The 15711-nt window shown below is 63.1% G+C and carries 13 protein-coding genes; 7 read left to right on the top strand and 6 right to left on the bottom strand.

Going from position 1 to position 15711, the window contains the following annotated elements:
- Positions 1 to 121: integrase core domain-containing protein (locus tag ACR30Z_RS22475; RefSeq protein WP_434372152.1), on the top strand; the 121-nt coding region annotated here is incomplete at its 5' end.
- Between the two features lie 5 nt (positions 122 to 126).
- On the opposite strand, the gene ACR30Z_RS22470 is transcribed toward ACR30Z_RS22475, so the two are convergent.
- The gene (locus tag ACR30Z_RS22470; protein WP_144652751.1) at positions 127 to 1476 is read right to left on the bottom strand and encodes an MFS transporter; all 1350 of its coding nucleotides are present in this window, start codon (positions 1474 to 1476) and stop codon (positions 127 to 129) included.
- 209 nt (positions 1477 to 1685) lie between these two features.
- Complete coding sequence (locus tag ACR30Z_RS22465; RefSeq protein ID WP_144652752.1) at positions 1686 to 2519, bottom strand: alpha/beta fold hydrolase; 834 nt, start codon at positions 2517 to 2519, stop codon at positions 1686 to 1688.
- A gap of 97 nt (positions 2520 to 2616) precedes the next feature.
- On the opposite strand from ACR30Z_RS22465, the gene ACR30Z_RS22460 reads away from it, so the two are divergent.
- From ACR30Z_RS22460 to ACR30Z_RS22445, 4 genes are all read left to right on the top strand, one after another.
- Entirely contained in the window at positions 2617 to 3207 is a 591-nt protein-coding gene (locus ACR30Z_RS22460; protein ID WP_434374664.1) for a TetR/AcrR family transcriptional regulator, read from the top strand.
- Between the two features lie 67 nt (positions 3208 to 3274).
- Complete coding sequence (locus ACR30Z_RS22455) at positions 3275 to 4576, top strand: cation:proton antiporter (protein ID WP_434374663.1); 1302 nt, start codon at positions 3275 to 3277, stop codon at positions 4574 to 4576.
- A 182-nt stretch (positions 4577 to 4758) separates the two neighbouring features.
- Entirely contained in the window at positions 4759 to 5940 is a 1182-nt protein-coding gene (locus ACR30Z_RS22450) for an alpha/beta fold hydrolase (RefSeq protein WP_434374662.1), read from the top strand.
- Between the two features lie 26 nt (positions 5941 to 5966).
- The gene (locus tag ACR30Z_RS22445) at positions 5967 to 7109 is read left to right on the top strand and encodes an App1 family protein (RefSeq protein ID WP_434374661.1); all 1143 of its coding nucleotides are present in this window, start codon (positions 5967 to 5969) and stop codon (positions 7107 to 7109) included.
- A 30-nt stretch (positions 7110 to 7139) separates the two neighbouring features.
- Here the strand turns inward: ACR30Z_RS22445 and ACR30Z_RS22440 are convergent, their stop codons facing one another.
- Together ACR30Z_RS22440 and ACR30Z_RS22435 are read right to left on the bottom strand one after the other, a co-directional pair.
- On the bottom strand, positions 7140 to 8858 hold the full coding sequence (locus ACR30Z_RS22440; protein WP_434374660.1) for a PHP domain-containing protein: 1719 nt from the start codon (positions 8856 to 8858) through the stop codon (positions 7140 to 7142).
- Positions 8859 to 8963: 105 nt separating this feature from the next.
- A complete protein-coding gene (locus ACR30Z_RS22435) occupies positions 8964 to 10004 on the bottom strand; it encodes a DUF4073 domain-containing protein (protein ID WP_434374659.1) in 1041 nt (346 codons plus the stop codon).
- Between the two features lie 320 nt (positions 10005 to 10324).
- Between ACR30Z_RS22435 and ACR30Z_RS22430 the strand changes: the two genes are divergently transcribed.
- Positions 10325 to 11830 (top strand): CoA-acylating methylmalonate-semialdehyde dehydrogenase, encoded by a 1506-nt coding sequence (locus ACR30Z_RS22430; protein WP_434374658.1) that lies wholly within the window; start codon positions 10325 to 10327, stop codon positions 11828 to 11830.
- A gap of 59 nt (positions 11831 to 11889) precedes the next feature.
- Here the strand turns inward: ACR30Z_RS22430 and ACR30Z_RS22425 are convergent, their stop codons facing one another.
- Positions 11890 to 13419, bottom strand: coding sequence for a PucR family transcriptional regulator (locus ACR30Z_RS22425; RefSeq protein WP_434374657.1), 1530 nt, complete (start codon positions 13417 to 13419; stop codon positions 11890 to 11892).
- 127 nt (positions 13420 to 13546) lie between these two features.
- On the opposite strand from ACR30Z_RS22425, the gene ACR30Z_RS22420 reads away from it, so the two are divergent.
- Positions 13547 to 14893 (top strand): aspartate aminotransferase family protein, encoded by a 1347-nt coding sequence (locus ACR30Z_RS22420; RefSeq protein WP_434374656.1) that lies wholly within the window; start codon positions 13547 to 13549, stop codon positions 14891 to 14893.
- Positions 14894 to 15051: 158 nt separating this feature from the next.
- On the opposite strand, the gene ACR30Z_RS22415 is transcribed toward ACR30Z_RS22420, so the two are convergent.
- Positions 15052 to 15486, bottom strand: coding sequence for a SipW-dependent-type signal peptide-containing protein (locus ACR30Z_RS22415; RefSeq protein WP_434374655.1), 435 nt, complete (start codon positions 15484 to 15486; stop codon positions 15052 to 15054).
- Positions 15487 to 15711: the final 225 nt, after the last annotated feature.

The raw sequence follows: 15711 nt of genomic DNA, 5'->3' as shown, positions 1-15711 counted from the left end.
TTCAGAGGCCGCACGCCAAGCCTGCTACCCGGACTTCATCGAGCACTACAATCAACGCAGGCCACACACCGCACTCAAAGGCGCCTCACCCATCAGCCGCGTCACCAACCAACCGGGATAGTACATCTAGCGGGCTTCGAGGTCGTCCAGGGTCTTGCCCTTGGTGTCCGAGGACAGGAGTGTGGCCACCGCTGAGACAAGGCAGATGCCAAGCGTGGTGAGTCCGATGACCATGGGGATGTTCGACGACCCCGGGGGAGCGATCGCGGTGAACAGGCTGGGGAAGAATGAGGCGATCATGAGGCCGATGTTCTGTGACACCGCGAAGCCCGTCACCCGCATGCGCATGGGGAACTGCTCCTGGAAGAAGGTGGCAAAGGTGGCGTTCCACATCTGGAAGAGGATGCCTTGCACGATCACAACGCAGATGAAGACGAGCGGCAGGCTTCCCTGTTCGATGGCCCACAGGTACCCCATGGTCAGCAAGCCGCCGGCCAGCCCACCGGCCACCATGAGTGCCCGCCGGCCGACCCGGTCGGACAGTGCGCCGAAGATCGGGATGGTGACTACCGCGGCTACGTTGGCGGCCATGGTCACCCAGAGAAACTCGCTGCTGGAGAAGCCGATACCGTAGCCCTTCTGGGTGGCGAAGGACACGCCGAAGATGAGGGTGGCCATGCCGATCACGTTGGTGAAGGTCATTGCGATGCAGCGAACCAGAACCCAGGGATGGGTGCGCAGGAGGTCCACCAGCGGGAACCGGCGTTTGGCCCCGGAGTCCTCGGATTGGGCCAAGTACGCGGGAGGCTCCTGCACGCGGCGGCGGATGACATATCCCGCCACGATCACCACGGCGCTGAGCAGGAACGGCAGTCGCCAGCCCCATGAATGGAACTCTTCCTCAGGAAGGAGCGCAGCGAGCGGAATCAGGACGGCTGTGGCGAGGATGGACCCCACTTGCGTGCCTTGGAGGCTGAAGCTCGCGAAGAAGCCGCGCTTCGCATCGGGAGAGTGCTCAACGATCATCGCGCTGGCACCCCCGAGTTCACCCGCAACGGCGAAACCCTGCACCAAGCGGAGGATCACCAGAAGGACGGGAGCAAGAAGCCCCACTTGTCCGTAGGTCGGCAGGAGGCCGACGGCAAAGGTGGCGAAGCCCATGAGCAGCATCGCGAAGACGAGTACCTTTTTACGTCCGTGCCGGTCGCCGTAGGCGCCAAGGACCACGGCGCCGAGCGGACGGGAAACGTAGCCGACGGCGTAGGTAGCCAACGAGGCAATGATGCCCACGGTGGCATTCTCGGTGGGGAAGAAGATGGTGGGAAAGAGAAGAGTCGCTGCCAGTGAGTAGAGGGCGAAGTCGTAGTACTCCAGTGCGCTTCCGACCCAGCCGCTCATGGCGGCTTTCCGCGGATCTTTGTGACCGGTGGCTTCGTCCTGGCTGGAGGGGACATCCCTCCCGTGCATGACCGTCATTGCGTCTGAACTCCTATGTCGTCGTTGGCAAGGAACAAGAGCTCTTCCCATCCAAGACTGAAGTGGTGCTCATTCAGCGTGAGGAAGGTTACTTCTTGAATCGATTCATAAAGCATAGGACGTGACGTGCGCTACGTCAACGCGCGACGGCGGCAGCTCGCCCGGGTCCCGATGGAACCGCGAGGCGACCTGCCGCCGTCGTTGTTTTGCTACTTGGCCAGGAAGCGCAGGAGGACTTGGTTGATCTCGGCGCCGTGCGTCCACAGCATGCCGTGCGGTGCGTCCTCGATTTCAACGTATTCGGCGGAAGGGAGGCGCTTGGTGAACTCGCGTCCGGTGGAGTCGATCGGCAGGATCCGGTCGTCGGTGCCGTGGACGATGAGCGACGGGACGGTGACCTTCTCGATGTCGGAGCGGAAATCCGTCAGCCAGGAGTCCACCACTGCGAAGGACGCGTACCAGGACGAGCCGGCTGCCACGTTCCAGGCGTTGCGCAGGGCTTCCTCGCTGAGTCGGTTCCCCAGGAAGTTGTCCGTGTTGAAGAAGTCGTTGTAGAAGTTGGTGAACCAGGCGTAGCGGTCCTCGATGGCTGCGCTGCGGATGCCGTCGAACACGGAGGATGGGACACCCGTGGGGTTGTCGTCCGTCTGAAGGAGGAATGGTTCGAGGGATGCCAGGAACGCAGCCTTCGCTACGCGTGCTTCGCCGTACGTGCCGAGGTAGCGGCCCACCTCGCCGGTGCCCATGGAGAAGCCGACCAGGACGGCGTTCTGCAGGTCGAGCGTTTCAAGGACGGTATTGAGGTCTGCTGCGAAGGTGTCGTAGTCATAGCCCGTGGTGGGCTTGCTGGACTTGCCAAAGCCGCGGCGGTCATAGGTGATGACGCGGTAGCCGGCGTCCAGCAGGGCTGCCGTCTGCTTTTCCCACGAGCCGCCGTCGAGGGGGTAGCCGTGGATCAGGACAACAGGCTGGCCTGCGCCGTGGTCCTCGTAGTAGAGCTCAATGTCCGTGCTGTTCTCGGTGCCAACCTTGATGAAGCCCATGATCTGTGTCCCTTTTCTCGAAGTGGAGAACGATCGTTCTCCCTTGGTGTTCTCCATCGTAGAGAACGTTCGTTCTCAATGCAAGTAGAATGGGTGCATGGATATTTCCGAACTCCGCCAACGCATCGTTGCCACTGCCGACGAGCTCTACAACGCCAAGGGCATCCAGGCCGTCGGGATGGATGAACTTCGCGCAGCAGCAGGGGTCTCGTTGAAGAGGCTCTACGCGGAATTTCCCTCAAAGAGCAGCATTGTCATGGCCGTGCTGGAACGCCGGCATCAGTCCTGGACGGAGGGGCTCGACGCTACGGTGCAACAAGCGGGAACGCCCCAGGAGCGGCTCCTCGCCATCTTCGACTACCTGGCCGGATGGTTCTGCCAGGACTCCTTCCGCGGATGCGGCTTCATCAACAGCTTCGCCGAACTCGGTGCCATCAGCCCTGACGTTGCTGAGTATGCGCGGAAGCACAAGGAATCGTTCCAGGAGTACGTCGGTCAGCTTGCCAAGGCGGCAGGTGCGCCGGCCTACCTGGCTCCACAGCTGGCTATTCTCGCGGAGGGCGCACAAACAACGGCGGCCATCGCCGGAACGCCCGACGCTGCCGGCCAGGCGCGGCAAGCTGCCGAGGTGCTTATTGACGCGGCGTTGGTTACTGCCCAGGCTGGATCGGCTGGATCGGCTGGATAGCAGAACAGCGCTGGCGGCACTAGGCTTCTGAGACGCGCCGAACGGCGCGGCAGGAAGAAGACTATTCGTGTTTGAAATCCCCAGCATCTTGTTCCTCTCGGCCGGCTTTGCAGTGTTGGCCGCTGCCGTCTTGCCAAAATTGTTGCGCCGCATGCCGTTGTCCATGCCCATGGTTTTCCTTGGCAGCGGAATCCTGGCGTTCACTTTGCTCCCCGATTTGCCGGATCCTGACCCCGTCAAATATGGGGAGTTCACAACTCATCTGACCGAAATCTGCGTCATCATTTCCCTCATGGGCGCCGGTTTGGCTTTGGACCGACCGTTCCGGTGGCGTGGTTGGTCCACCACGTGGCGTCTCCTGGGGATCGTCATGCCCTTGTGCATCCTGGTGATGACGCTCTTGGGATTGTGGGTGCTGGGCCTGGGGTTGGCTGCTGCCATCCTTGTCGCGGCGGCGATCGCCCCCACCGACCCGGTGCTGGCCTCTGAGGTCCAGGTGGGCAAACCGGCGGACAGTGAAGAAGACCCGGACGAAGACGAGGTCCGCTTTGCCCTGACCTCTGAAGCAGGGCTGAATGACGGGCTTGCCTTTCCCTTCGTTTACCTCGCCATCCTCATCAGCCTGGTGGGGGCCGCGCCCGCGGCCTGGCTGGGGGAATGGGTTGCCCTGGACATCCTGTGGCGCACAGTTGCGGGCGTCTTGATCGGATTCGGAACGGGCAAGCTGTTGAGCCTGGTCTTCTTCGCCGCAAGGCGCAAGAGTTTTCGCCTGTCCGAGCATTCCGAGGGCTTCGTGGCTCTGGCGGCGACCTTCCTGGCGTATGGTGCCACGGAAATGGTGGCGGGCTACGGATTCATCGCAGTTTTCATTTGTGCTCTGACCATTCGATCCGCCGAGCACAACCACGCCTACCACCAAGTACTGCACAGCTATGTGGAGCAGCTCGAGCGCCTGATGACGGTAGTGATCCTGGTCCTCCTCGGGGGTGCCATAGCCCGCGGGCTGTTGGAAGGGATTGGCTGGCCTGAGGTACTCGTAGCCCTGGCGTTCCTCCTGCTGGTGCGCCCTGTGGCCGGATGGATCGGGCTCATGCGCGGTAAGACCGGCCCCCGCGAACGCCTGGCCATTTCCTACTTTGGGATCCGCGGAATCGGTTCTCTGTTCTACGTTGCCTTCGCGCTGAGCCATGGAAACTTCGACGCCGAGGCACGCGGGTTGTGGGCGCTGGTCGGATTGGTGGTGGCTTTGTCGATCGTGGTGCATGGGGCCACCACTGCGCCCTTGATGAACAGGTTGGATAGGCTTCGGCTCGCTGAAGCGCGCAAACAGCATGGCGACGAAGGGCGCGCACCGACCACTGCAGTGTAGGGCGGGGTGGCCGGGGTGCCGCCTTACGGTCTTTGGCAAAGTTCTGGCATCTACTCGCGAACGCGTCGTATGTTTCTCGGTACAACTCCCACTTCCGAATCAGAGGGGCCACTATGGCTGGCGGGCGGACTCGATCCCACGAACCGCATGCGCGGTCCCGCCGCGGAACAATTGTCCGCCGAGTGCTCCTCAGTGTGTTGATCGTTGTTGGGATCGCGGTGGCCCCCGCTGCGGTTCGGCTGATCGATTTTGGTGTCCGGGTGGGGGAGGGCGCGGCCGCTGAGAAGGCCGTGGCTCCGTTCTACATCGCACCGACGCCCGCGCCGGGCCCGGCCGCTCCCGGCACTATCGTCCGGCAGGAACCAGTGGTCGGAGCCCCTCAAGGCGCCATCGCCTGGCGAGTCCTCTATCACTCCACCGACGTCGACGGGGCCGACACACTGGTCTCGGGTCTTGTCATCGCACCGGATGCTCCCGCCGCCGATGGCACCCGCACAGTGGTGTCCTGGGCGCACCCCACCACCGGAACGGCGCCAAGGTGCGCTCCTTCCAGTGGTATTGCACCGTTCGTCTTCATTGAAGGCCTGTCGGACCTCCTGGCTGCGGGTCACGTGGTGGTTGCCACCGATTACGCCGGGATGGGAATCGCTGGTCCTTCGTCGTTCCTGATTGGTGCAACGGAGGCGGCCAACGTCCTGGACATCGCCCGCGCGGCCCGGGGGATTGAGGGGATCGGCGCAGGCAACCGGGTGGTGTTGTGGGGCCACTCCCAAGGTGGGCACGCTTCGATTTTCGCGGCCCAGCGGGCAGCCCGTTATGCGTCTGAACTTGCCATCGCCGGAGTGGCGGTGGCGGCTCCTGCCACCAACCTCGGAGCCCTTCTGAGCGCGGACATTGGTGACGTCTCAGGAGTGACCATCGGGGCGTACGCGTTTACTTCCTACGCGCAGGCCTACTCGTCCCGGCTTCCCAATGATCCGCTCACCACGATTCTCACTCCTGCCGGGGCGGCCGCGGCTCCCAAAATGGCTGAACTCTGCCTCCTTGGCCAAAACAGTGAGCTGCACACCATTGCCAACCCGCTGATCGGTTCCTTCGTGACCGGCGACCCGACGCAGGCACCCGGTTGGAGCCAACTCCTGGCAGAGAACACCCCGGCACAGGCTCCCTTGACCGCTCCGCTGTTCGTCGCCCAAGGGGCAAAAGACACCCTGGTCCGGCCGGAAATCACCGCCGCGTACGTCGCGGCCCAGACGCAAGGCGGGACCGCCGTCGAATCCCATGTCCTGCCTGACGCCACTCACGGGACTGTTGCGCTGGATGCCATGCCGTACTTGATGAAGTGGATGGCGGCGCTGCCGTAGCGGGCAGGCCGTGGAAGACTGGACGTATGTCTCCCCGTCCCATGAAACCGCGCCCCCCATCCGACGCCGTTGAAAGTGACGGTCCCAAACCGGCCAGCAACGGGCGTCGCCACCTCGCCATGAGGCTCGACGACGCGTGGCTGGGTTTCCAGACGCGCCTTGCTATCCGGCGTGGCCGGGTGGAGACCGTGATTCCTTATACGGGCTACGGTTCCACGTCCTGGGTTCGGGTACTCGCCCGGGTGGTGCGCAGTGATCCCCGGGACGCCGCAGGCCACGCCAAGCCGTTACAGGAAAGCATGCGCGGCTGGCGAAACTTCACGAGTGCCCCCGTGGCCAACGCCGCGGTGAAAGTGACTATCGCCGGCACTGTGCATGATGTCGTCGCTGACCGCGGCGGCGTGGTGGACGCCCGGATTCCGGTAGCCCTCAACTCCGGGTGGCACACCATCACCCTGCAGTCCGGCGCATCCGAAACCGTGGAGGCGCCCGTGCGGATTGTCGCGGACGGCACTGACTTCGGCGTCGTCTCCGATATTGACGACACCGTCATGGTCACGGCGCTGCCCCGGCCCTTCTTGGCCGCGTGGAATACGTTCGTGCTCAATGAGCACGCGAGGACCCCGACACCAGGCATGGCGGTGCTGTACGAGCGGATCGCCAGGACGGCGCCGTCCGCGCCCGTGCTGTACTTGTCCACCGGCGCCTGGAATGTGGCCCCAACGTTGTCACGGTTCTTGTCCCGCAACCTTTACCCTGCCGGTCCCAAACTGCTGACGGACTGGGGCCCTACTCCTGATCGCTGGTTCCGCAGCGGCCAGGAGCACAAGCGGAACTCCTTGGAACGCCTCGCGGGGGAGTTCCCCCACGTCAAGTGGTTGTTGGTAGGCGACGACGGACAGCACGACGAAGCCATCTATTCCGAATTCGCCCAGCGCCACCCGGAAAACGTCAAGGCCATCGCGATCCGCCAACTCTCCGCAGGCGAAGCGGTACTCGCGGGCGGGCGCTCGAAGTCCGGCGGGCAACCCACCCCCGGGGTCCCGTGGATCTACGCCCCGGACGGTGCAGGGATGTCGGCCCAGCTTGAGGAGTTGGGTGTTATCCGGAACGAAGTCCGGTCTGCCGACGATCCTGAGGAAAGCGACATTCAAGCAGCCACCGACTGACTGCATCCGCCCCCGCTGCGGAAGCAGCAGCTATGCGACGTCGATGAACACAGGGTTGGCGTAGAACCAAGTGTCAGTCCACGGATCGGCGTCGCCGAGGTTGTCACCGTGGCGAAGGGGGCCGGCGGGGTCCACGGAAGCACCGTAGTACCCAGCGCCGTGGCGATTTCCGTCGCTACCGCGCAGGCGGAAGTAGCAGGACTTTTGAACGTCCTTAATGACGTGCTTGATGGTGAATGTTCCGGTGCGGCCGGATACATCAATCTGCTTCCAGACCGTGGTTCCAGGAGCCTTCAAGGTGTCGCGGTCGGACGCTGCGCCAGTGACGGCACCGCCGATCACATCCACGTGGGCAAGCTTTGGCAGGATGCCCGCGAAGTTGCGGTAGCCCGTCGTCGTAATGGTGATGGAAATTTCGACGTCGGCACCTTGCCTTACCTGCAGACGCGAGCCCAAGGTGACGCCGTTGCGTCCGTTGCCGTTCCCTTTTCCGCGCACCTCGCGGACTCGAACGTCGAGTCCCTGGAGGAGGTGGCCGTGGTCAACCCACATGCGGCCATTGCGCATTGCTTCCAAGACGCCGGTGTAGGAGCGCTTGGTGACGCCGGTGTGCAGCCGGCTGAACTGTCCCGGCCAGTAGTCGCTGCCGCCCTGCTTCTCGCCGGAGTCGAACGGGTCGGGTCGCTTGCCGGTGACGGACCAACGGTCGAATTCATTGGGCAGGCTAAGGTAGGGCTCCTCGACGGGGTAAGGGCCGGTCTTCCACGTGTCCTTGACCGTGAGGTGGTTGTCCGAGTTGGACGTGATCCAGAACGGCAGCCCTTCGGCGAGCATGGAGTCCCACACGCCGCCCACGGTTGCGGTGGCCCAGTCGAAGCCGCCGTAGGGCCGGAAGGAGTCCGCTGGGTAGCCGGGGAAGCTGTATTGGGTGGGGTTGTTGGTGTATTCGCCGCGCTGGTCACCGGCCCTGGAGAACTGGCTCACTCCTGATCCTTGGGCACCGGGTGCACCTTCCATGCCGATCATGACCTCGCGGGCGGCGTCGCGCCACGCCCGGAGTTCGTGCGGGGAATCGATGCCCAGGCGCATGGGGTGGTTGGCCAGGGCGACGACGTCCTCGATGTAGCCGGAGCGCCGTTGATTGGCCAACCAAGCAATGGCTTCCACGGCCTTGCGCTCGAAGGTCTCCACTTGTGCCGTGCCGGGGGTTGGCTTCTCCCACTGGTTCAGCTTGCCGTCCCACACGAGTTCGAAGGTGCGCAGGAGGTGGACTTCGTTGGGGCCGGGCGCTACCAGGACCGAGGCGTGCTCAGCTCCCGGGATGTACCACTCGAGTCCTTGAAAGATCAGCAGGTCAGGACGTGCTGCCCGCTGCGCCTGGATTTCCTTGTTGGCGTTGACGGCGCCGCCGTTGTTGGCATGGCCGAAGTTGCTGTGTTCCGTTAAGGCCAGCCAGTCAACGCCGTAGGCCTGGGCGGTGTCCAGCTGCTGCTTGATCATGTACTTCGCGTCGTGGCTGTATTGCGTGTGGACGTGATGGTCACCGACGAGCCACTTCAGTTGGGGGTCGTTCCCGCCCGGGTTCGCCATTGCCGGCTGGGTCATCGCGGCTGAAGCTGCTGTACCGGCGGCCAGAATGCCGGCCGATTGCAGGATGCGTCGGCGGCTCAGTCCCATGGTCTTTAACTCGGCGTCGGCCAGCTCCACACTTCTACTGTGGGTGGTCGTGTTTTCTTCTCCGGTGCACATAGCGCTTTCCCTCTGTTGATTCCGATCCCCCAGCGGGATCACAGTAGGGAAGCCGGATGGCAGGGAGGTTAACCGGGCGGGAACGATTGGGGGAGTTGGGCCCTGCTAGAACAGCGGAATTTGAACTTCCTTGATCCATTCACCTCGTCGATAGTCGCGGGCCTTGACCACCACGCAGTCCTTGTAGACCTCTACTTGCAGCCCACTGGCTTCACGGCCATCCAGGGCGCGCTCACCGCCGGAGCCATTGTCCTCCCAAAGGGTCTGGACTGCGCCGGTGTTGATGACCTGGAATCCCTGCAGGTTGCCCGTGCCGGGGACGGTGCGGCGAACTTCCCAGTCAGCCAACTGGAGCGCCCAATGGGTGTGGGCCGTGAAGACGAAGACGTTCTTGTACTTACCCAGGATGCCCAAGAGCCGGTCAACCTGCAGGTAGTCCTTCTTGTACAGATTGTTGCGGGTTCCGGAGACTGTGTCCGGGAACGGGTGGTGGGTGAAGACCATGACAGGCTGTCCCTTGCGGGCCCAGTAAGCCAGACGCTGCTCGAACCAGATGAGCTGTTCTTCGCTGAGCCAGACCTCGTCCCACAGCTTGGCATCGTGGTAGTGCATGTACTTCTCGGTACCCAGGATCAGCCCCGGCACGCCTCCAAGGTCAATTTCGGTGTAAACCTTGTCCCGGCCGGTGAAGGTGAAAAAGCTCTGGAAGAGCGAAGCTTCAGTAGTTCCGTTGGGCCACGTGGCCTGGGCGAGTGTGTTGGGATTGGAGTACTTGGGGACGTAGAACTCGTGGTTGCCGATGGCCCAGTGGACGTTGGCGGCGTGGGTGTTGGCGTCCAGCACTTTCCGCACGGCGTCGTACTCGAAGTCGTAGCCCCGCGGGGTGATGTCGCCATTGACCACCAGGCCTGCGCTTCGCTTGCTGGGGTTGGTACTTTCGATGTCTTTGAGCGCCAGATCAAAATCGGCCAGATCGCCTTGGATATCGCTGATGACGGTGAAGATTGTGGCTTTGCCGGAAGGGCGGTTGCTGCCGTGTCCGTTCCCGGCGGCCTGCGCCGGAGAAGCGACGGCGGCCGTGGCGCCGATGGTAGCCAGCCCTGCGATTGATGCTGCGATTGCAGAGCGGCGGCTGGGGGAGGTCATGATGGAACCTTTCACTCAAGGGGTGCGTTGACCCTCAGAACGTAAAGACGTCCGATGAATTACCGGCAAATGGACCATGGCCAACTTGTCATGACAGGTTGGCCATTTGGTGATCTGAACGAATCATGAGGCGATTCTCTGCCTCAACAGCGGCTCCAAGTTGTATAGCCAGGGGTCCTGAGCGCCCAAACCAGCCCTGTACATATGTCGACGCTGCTGGTGATTTTTCGCTCAATGTAGTGCTGTTTGCGGCTGGACCCTTCCCTACGGTTGAACCGGATGCTTCACACATCGATCCCGTCGGCAGAAAAGAGAACGCAGTGTCTGAAATCAACGAACTCCAGGTGGTCCCGCACTGGATCGGAGGCGCCGAGTCCCCGTCGTCGGGCGACCGTACCGCCCCGGTCTTCGACCCCGCCCTGGGCAGGGAAACCAAGCTGGTCAATCTTGGCAACGCCGAGGACATCGAGTCGGCCATCTCCTCCGCGCACAAGGCCTTCCCCGCTTGGCGTGACCTGTCCATCACCAAACGCCAGCAGATCATCTTCCGCTTCCGGGAACTGCTGAACGAGCGCAAGGGCGAACTCGCAGAGATCATCACCTCCGAGCACGGCAAGGTGGTCTCCGATGCCCTCGGAGAAATCACCCGCGGCCAGGAAGTCGTGGAACTGGCAACCGGCTTCCCGCACCTCATCAAAGGTGAGCATTCAGAGAATGTCTCCTCCGGCGTCGACGTCTACTCCACCAAGTCGCCGCTGGGCGTGGTGGGCATCATCAGCCCCTTCAACTTCCCCGCCATGGTGCCGCTGTGGTTCCTGCCGATCGCTATCGCCGCCGGTAACACCGTGGTGTTGAAGCCGAGCGAAAAGGACCCGACGGCGGCCAATTGGCTCGCTGCCCTCTTCACCGAGGCGGGACTCCCGGATGGCGTATTCAACGTCCTGCACGGCGACAAGGAAGCCGTTGATGGTCTTCTGGAACACCCCGATGTGAAGGCGATTTCCTTCGTCGGCTCCACTCCGATCGCGCAGTACATCTACCAGACCGCCGCCCGCAACGGCAAGCGCGTCCAGGCCCTAGGCGGCGCGAAGAACCACATGCTGGTCCTGCCCGACGCCGACCTCGAACTGACGGCCGACGCCGCCATCAACGCCGGCTTCGGTTCCGCCGGCGAACGCTGCATGGCCATCAGCGTGGTGGTCGCCGTCGAACCTGTCGCCGATGCGCTGATCGAAAAGATCACCGCACGCATGGCTACGCTCAAGGTCGGCGACGGGCGCCGCAACTGCGACATGGGCCCGCTGGTCACCCGCCAGCACCGCGACAAAGTTGCTTCCTACATCGATGTCGCCATCGAGGACGGCGCCACGGTGGTGGTGGACGGTCGCGGTATCACCGTGGATGGAGACCAGAACGGCTTCTGGCTCGGCCCCACACTGATCGACGACGTCCCGGTCACCTCCCGCGTCTACACCGAGGAAATCTTCGGCCCCGTTCTGGCAGTGGTCCGCGTGAACAGCTACGAAGAGGGCGTGCACTTGATCAACTCCGGCGCCTTTGGCAACGGCACGGCGATTTTCACGAACGACGGCGGTGCGGCCCGCCGCTTCCAGGCCGAGGTCGAGGTGGGGATGGTCGGCATTAATGTCCCGATCCCTGTGCCCGTGGCGTACTACTCCTTTGGCGGTTTCAAGGACTCCATCTTCGGCAGCTCCAAGGCCTACGGCTTGCAGGGCTTCCAGTTCTTCACCCGCGAAAAGGCCATCACCTCACGCTGGCTCGACCCCAGCCACGGCGGGATCAACCTGGGCTTCCCGCAGAACTAACGGGATGTGAGAGAGCGTCGGACTTGCTGGATGCTCTCTCACATCCCGCCCTTTTTCGGCTAACGCTCTTCCAGGAATTCGACGGCGGCAAACAGTTCCAGCTTGTCGCGCAGGCTGTCGAGGTTGAGTCCCAGGACGGACCCGGCAGCATCGATCCTGTTGCGAAGCGTGTGCCGGTGGATGCCCAGTTCGCGCGCAGTCTTGTCCCACACACAGTTGTTTCGCAGCCAGGCTGTCACTGTGGGGAGCAACTGCGTCTGCTCTCTTTCGTCGTGCTTGGCGAGGGGATCGACGAGCCGCCTTGCGACGGATCCGGCATCGTCCCGCCGGAGCAATCCCAGCATGCCGCCTTCAGAGATTTGGTCGAAGGCCACGTGCGGTCGGGACAGCTCAACGGCCCGCTGAAGGGCCCGTTCACCTTCCCTCAGCGCCCGGGCGAGGTCGGCGAAGGACGCCTCACCGGATGCCCCCGCGGCAGCGCCATATCTTTCCAAGAGCACGGCAACTTTGTCCTGCAGGGCGGCGCCTGCCAGGACAACCACGTTCTGGTCCCGTTGGGCATAGAAAACGGCTCCGCGGTGATCGTCCGACAACAGTTCAAGGGCTTCCAACAGGTTCTGCCCTTGTCCTGGCTGATGTGCCACCGTCACCACCAAGGGCTCTGCCGGCAGCCTGCCCCAGACCTGGCGTGCGGTCCGTTCGGCAACATCGGTGCTTCCTGCCAGCAACTGTTCAAAAACGCCGGCCCGCAGGTGGCGGCGGGCCGTGTCCAGGGTGCGTGTTTGCTCCAAGGCCAAGCTGGCCAAAGCGATCACGCTGTTGATGATGTCCGTACGCGCAGGGTCCAACGGTTCAATGGCGCCGAGCACAAGAACGCCCCGCAGATAGTGGCGGCGCCCCAGTGTCTGTAAGGTGACCTGTTCGCCGTCGACCGTCAGTTGCGATACCGACCGTGAGCCTTGGTCCAGCGCCTTGGTGACGGCCTCTTTCACGCCCGGCATCAACGCTGAGGGCACAGGACGGTTGTGGGGCATCAGGATGTGGTTCCCAGCGGCGTCGAACAAGGCCACCCAACCATGGAGCTGGCGTTCCAGCTCGGCCAAAATTGATCGGAGCCCGTCGGGCCGGAGGGCTGCCCTGGCAATGGCGCGTTGTGCCTGGAGGGACCATTCAGACCGTGCATGCTGCTCCCGGGCGAGCCAGTCGGCCACGAAGCGGATGACCGCGATGAACGGAGTCCGGTCGGGCACTTCCAGTAACGGCAGCCCCTGCTGGCGGCACGCATCTTCCAATCCCGGGGGCAGGACTCCATGGATCACTTGGGTGGCGAAACCCAGCCCGCTGATCCCGTGCTTGACCAGCCGTTCCACGTATTCGCTGTACAGCGACCCGGAGGCATCGTCCACTGAAAACTGCGTTCCATCCGTCAGCAGCAATTGCCCAGGATCTAGGAACGGTGTGGGGTCGTCCAAGTCTGAACTGTGCACCCAGGAAACAGGGGCCTCCAAGGCGGGATCCGCACCTTCAGGGACTACCAACCTTAGGTTGAGGGAGCTGTTGTGAAGGATCGTCTTAAGAGTGGGCGGCATGCTCAGGAGCTCCTTGGAAAAATGTATGTCCAGACCAGGCTAACTATACAAATGTCGGGAGGCGTTCGTGGGCGCCGAAACCCATGATGGAGGAAAAGCCCCACCCGCCTTCGAGAGGAACCATCCCATGACTCCCACCCGGACCGTTCTGGCCGCTCCCGCTAACAACGTGGAGGACTTGAGCAACGCCGAGGTCGCATCCTTGGACACTTCGAACGTCTTCCACTCCTGGTCTGCGCAGGGTTCGCTCAAGCCCCTGGCCATTGCCGGAGGTTCGGGCAGCACGGTGTGGGACTACGAAGGAAGGACCTATTTGGACTTCTCCAGCCAACTGGTCAACACCAACATCGGCCACCAGCACCCTCGGCTGGTGGAGGCCATTAAGCAACAACTGGACACGCTCACCACCGTGGCTCCCGCGCATGCAAACTACACCCGTGCCCTCGCAGCCCGGAAGATCCTTTCCCACGCTCCCACGAACATGGACAAGGTCTTTTTCACCAACGGCGGTGCGGACGCCAACGAGAACGCCATCCGTATGGCTCGTTTGCACACTGGCCGGGAAAAGGTCATCTCCCGCTACCGCTCCTACCACGGCAACACCGGCGCCGCGATTGTGGCCACCGGCGACTGGCGCCGCATCCCCAACGAATACTCGCGCGGCCACATCCACGTCTTTGGCCCCTACCTCTACCGCTCCGAGTTCTGGGCCGAAACCCCGGAGCAGGAAGCTGAACGCGCGCTGCAGCACCTGCGCCGGACCATTGAACTTGAAGGGCCGCAATCCGTGGCCGCCGTACTCCTTGAAACGGTCCCCGGTACCGCCGGGATCCTGCTACCGCCGCCCGGGTACCTCGAAGGCGTCCGCGCCCTCTGCGACCAGCACGGCATCGTGCTGATCCTTGACGAGGTCATGGCCGGCTTCGGCCGTACCGGCGACTGGTTTGCCCTGGACGCCTTCAACGTCCGGCCTGACCTCATCACCTTCGCCAAGGGCGTGAATTCCGGCTACGTCCCGGTGGGGGGCGTCATTATCTCGGAAGAAATTTCGCGAGGCTTCGATGATCGAGTCTTCCCCGGCGGTCTCACCTATTCCGGCCACCCCCTGGCAGCGGCTTCAATCGTTGCTTCCATCGAGGCTTTCGAGGAAGAGAACATCGTTGGGAACGCCGCGCGCATCGGCGCCGATCACCTGGAGCCCGGCCTTAAAGCCCTCGCCGCCAAGCACGATGTCATCGGTGAAGTCCGCGGCCGTGGCGTTTTCTGGGCCCTGGAATTGGTCGAAGACCGGCAGGCCCGCACGCCTGTCAGCCCCGCGTTCATGGGCAAGCTGAAGGCGGAACTGCTCCACTGCGGACTGTTGCCCTTCATCGCTGACAACCGCGTGCATGTGGTGCCGCCCGCCGTCGTGACCCCCGAAGAAGTACGCCAGGCTTTGGCGATTTACGACGACGCCCTGGCCGCCGTCCGCTGACAGATTCGGGGAACTCGGCCAGGTACCGGGATGCTTCGTAGCCCTCACGCACTTTGGTGCCACCCTGGGGCTCATCGCAGGCGAACAGGCCAAGGGCCCCGAGACGCCATCTGCTTTAGCGTGTCGGGGCCCTTGGAGTTTCTGGGTACGGCAGGGACTCAGCAGGTCAGCGTTCCCTTGAGCACTTTCCCCGTCCACGTATTGGAGGTGCCGGGGACCTTGTAGTATCCGCGGATCTCGTAGGTCCACGTGCCGATGATCTCGAGGCCGGAAGTGTAGCTCTTGCCGCTGGCCTTGCTCAGGTCGCCGGTGAATTCCAGGTTTCCGGAGCGATCAAAGAGCTTCACGTCGTGATAGTTGGCGTGGGTGGCAGCGCTGAACGAGTTCACCGTGACCGTGGCGCGAAGCCCAAAAGAGCAGCTCATGGTCACGTTGGCACTGGCCGGAGCCGGAATACTCGCGGCCGAGAAAGCGGGAGTCGCCCGGTCCATGTCAGTGAAGGCGGCAAAGGCCGCTGTGGGGGCAGCTACCAGACCAAGAACGACGACGGCGATGATCACCAAGGTGCGCAGGAAGCTGTTCCGCGTTGTCATAGTGCCGTCCTCCTTCTTTAGGTCGTGGTTCTTGTCCATGGGGTGTTCGCCGGGGCTGATCGGGCTGGGGTAGTGAATCCGATCAGACCCGGCGGGGCTTGGTGGGTGGTTACTTGGTGGTTTCGGTGCGCTGGGTGCCGGTGAAGGAGAAGGCGATGGTGGAGGTGGCGCCTTGGAAGTCGTTGTTGGCGGTGGTGGGGAAGGCGGTGGTGACCTTGAGGTTGT

The sequence above is a fragment of the Paenarthrobacter sp. FR1 genome (assembly GCF_051106045.1).
GTDB classification, from domain to species: Bacteria; Actinomycetota; Actinomycetes; order Actinomycetales; family Micrococcaceae; genus Arthrobacter; species Arthrobacter nitroguajacolicus_A.
This window is presented reverse-complemented; position numbering and strand designations above follow the sequence as displayed.

Coding starts and splice junctions, on each gene's coding strand:
- ACR30Z_RS22470 (WP_144652751.1), bottom strand. CDS start 1,476: ATGACGGTCATGCACGGGAGGGATGTCCCCTCCAGCCAGGACGAAGCC.
- ACR30Z_RS22465 (WP_144652752.1), bottom strand. CDS start 2,519: ATGGGCTTCATCAAGGTTGGCACCGAGAACAGCACGGACATTGAGCTC.
- ACR30Z_RS22460 (WP_434374664.1), top strand. CDS start 2,617: ATGGATATTTCCGAACTCCGCCAACGCATCGTTGCCACTGCCGACGAG.
- ACR30Z_RS22445 (WP_434374661.1), top strand. CDS start 5,967: ATGTCTCCCCGTCCCATGAAACCGCGCCCCCCATCCGACGCCGTTGAA.
- ACR30Z_RS22440 (WP_434374660.1), bottom strand. CDS start 8,858: ATGTGCACCGGAGAAGAAAACACGACCACCCACAGTAGAAGTGTGGAG.
- ACR30Z_RS22435 (WP_434374659.1), bottom strand. CDS start 10,004: ATGACCTCCCCCAGCCGCCGCTCTGCAATCGCAGCATCAATCGCAGGG.
- ACR30Z_RS22425 (WP_434374657.1), bottom strand. CDS start 13,419: ATGCCGCCCACTCTTAAGACGATCCTTCACAACAGCTCCCTCAACCTA.
- ACR30Z_RS22420 (WP_434374656.1), top strand. CDS start 13,547: ATGACTCCCACCCGGACCGTTCTGGCCGCTCCCGCTAACAACGTGGAG.
- ACR30Z_RS22415 (WP_434374655.1), bottom strand. CDS start 15,486: ATGACAACGCGGAACAGCTTCCTGCGCACCTTGGTGATCATCGCCGTC.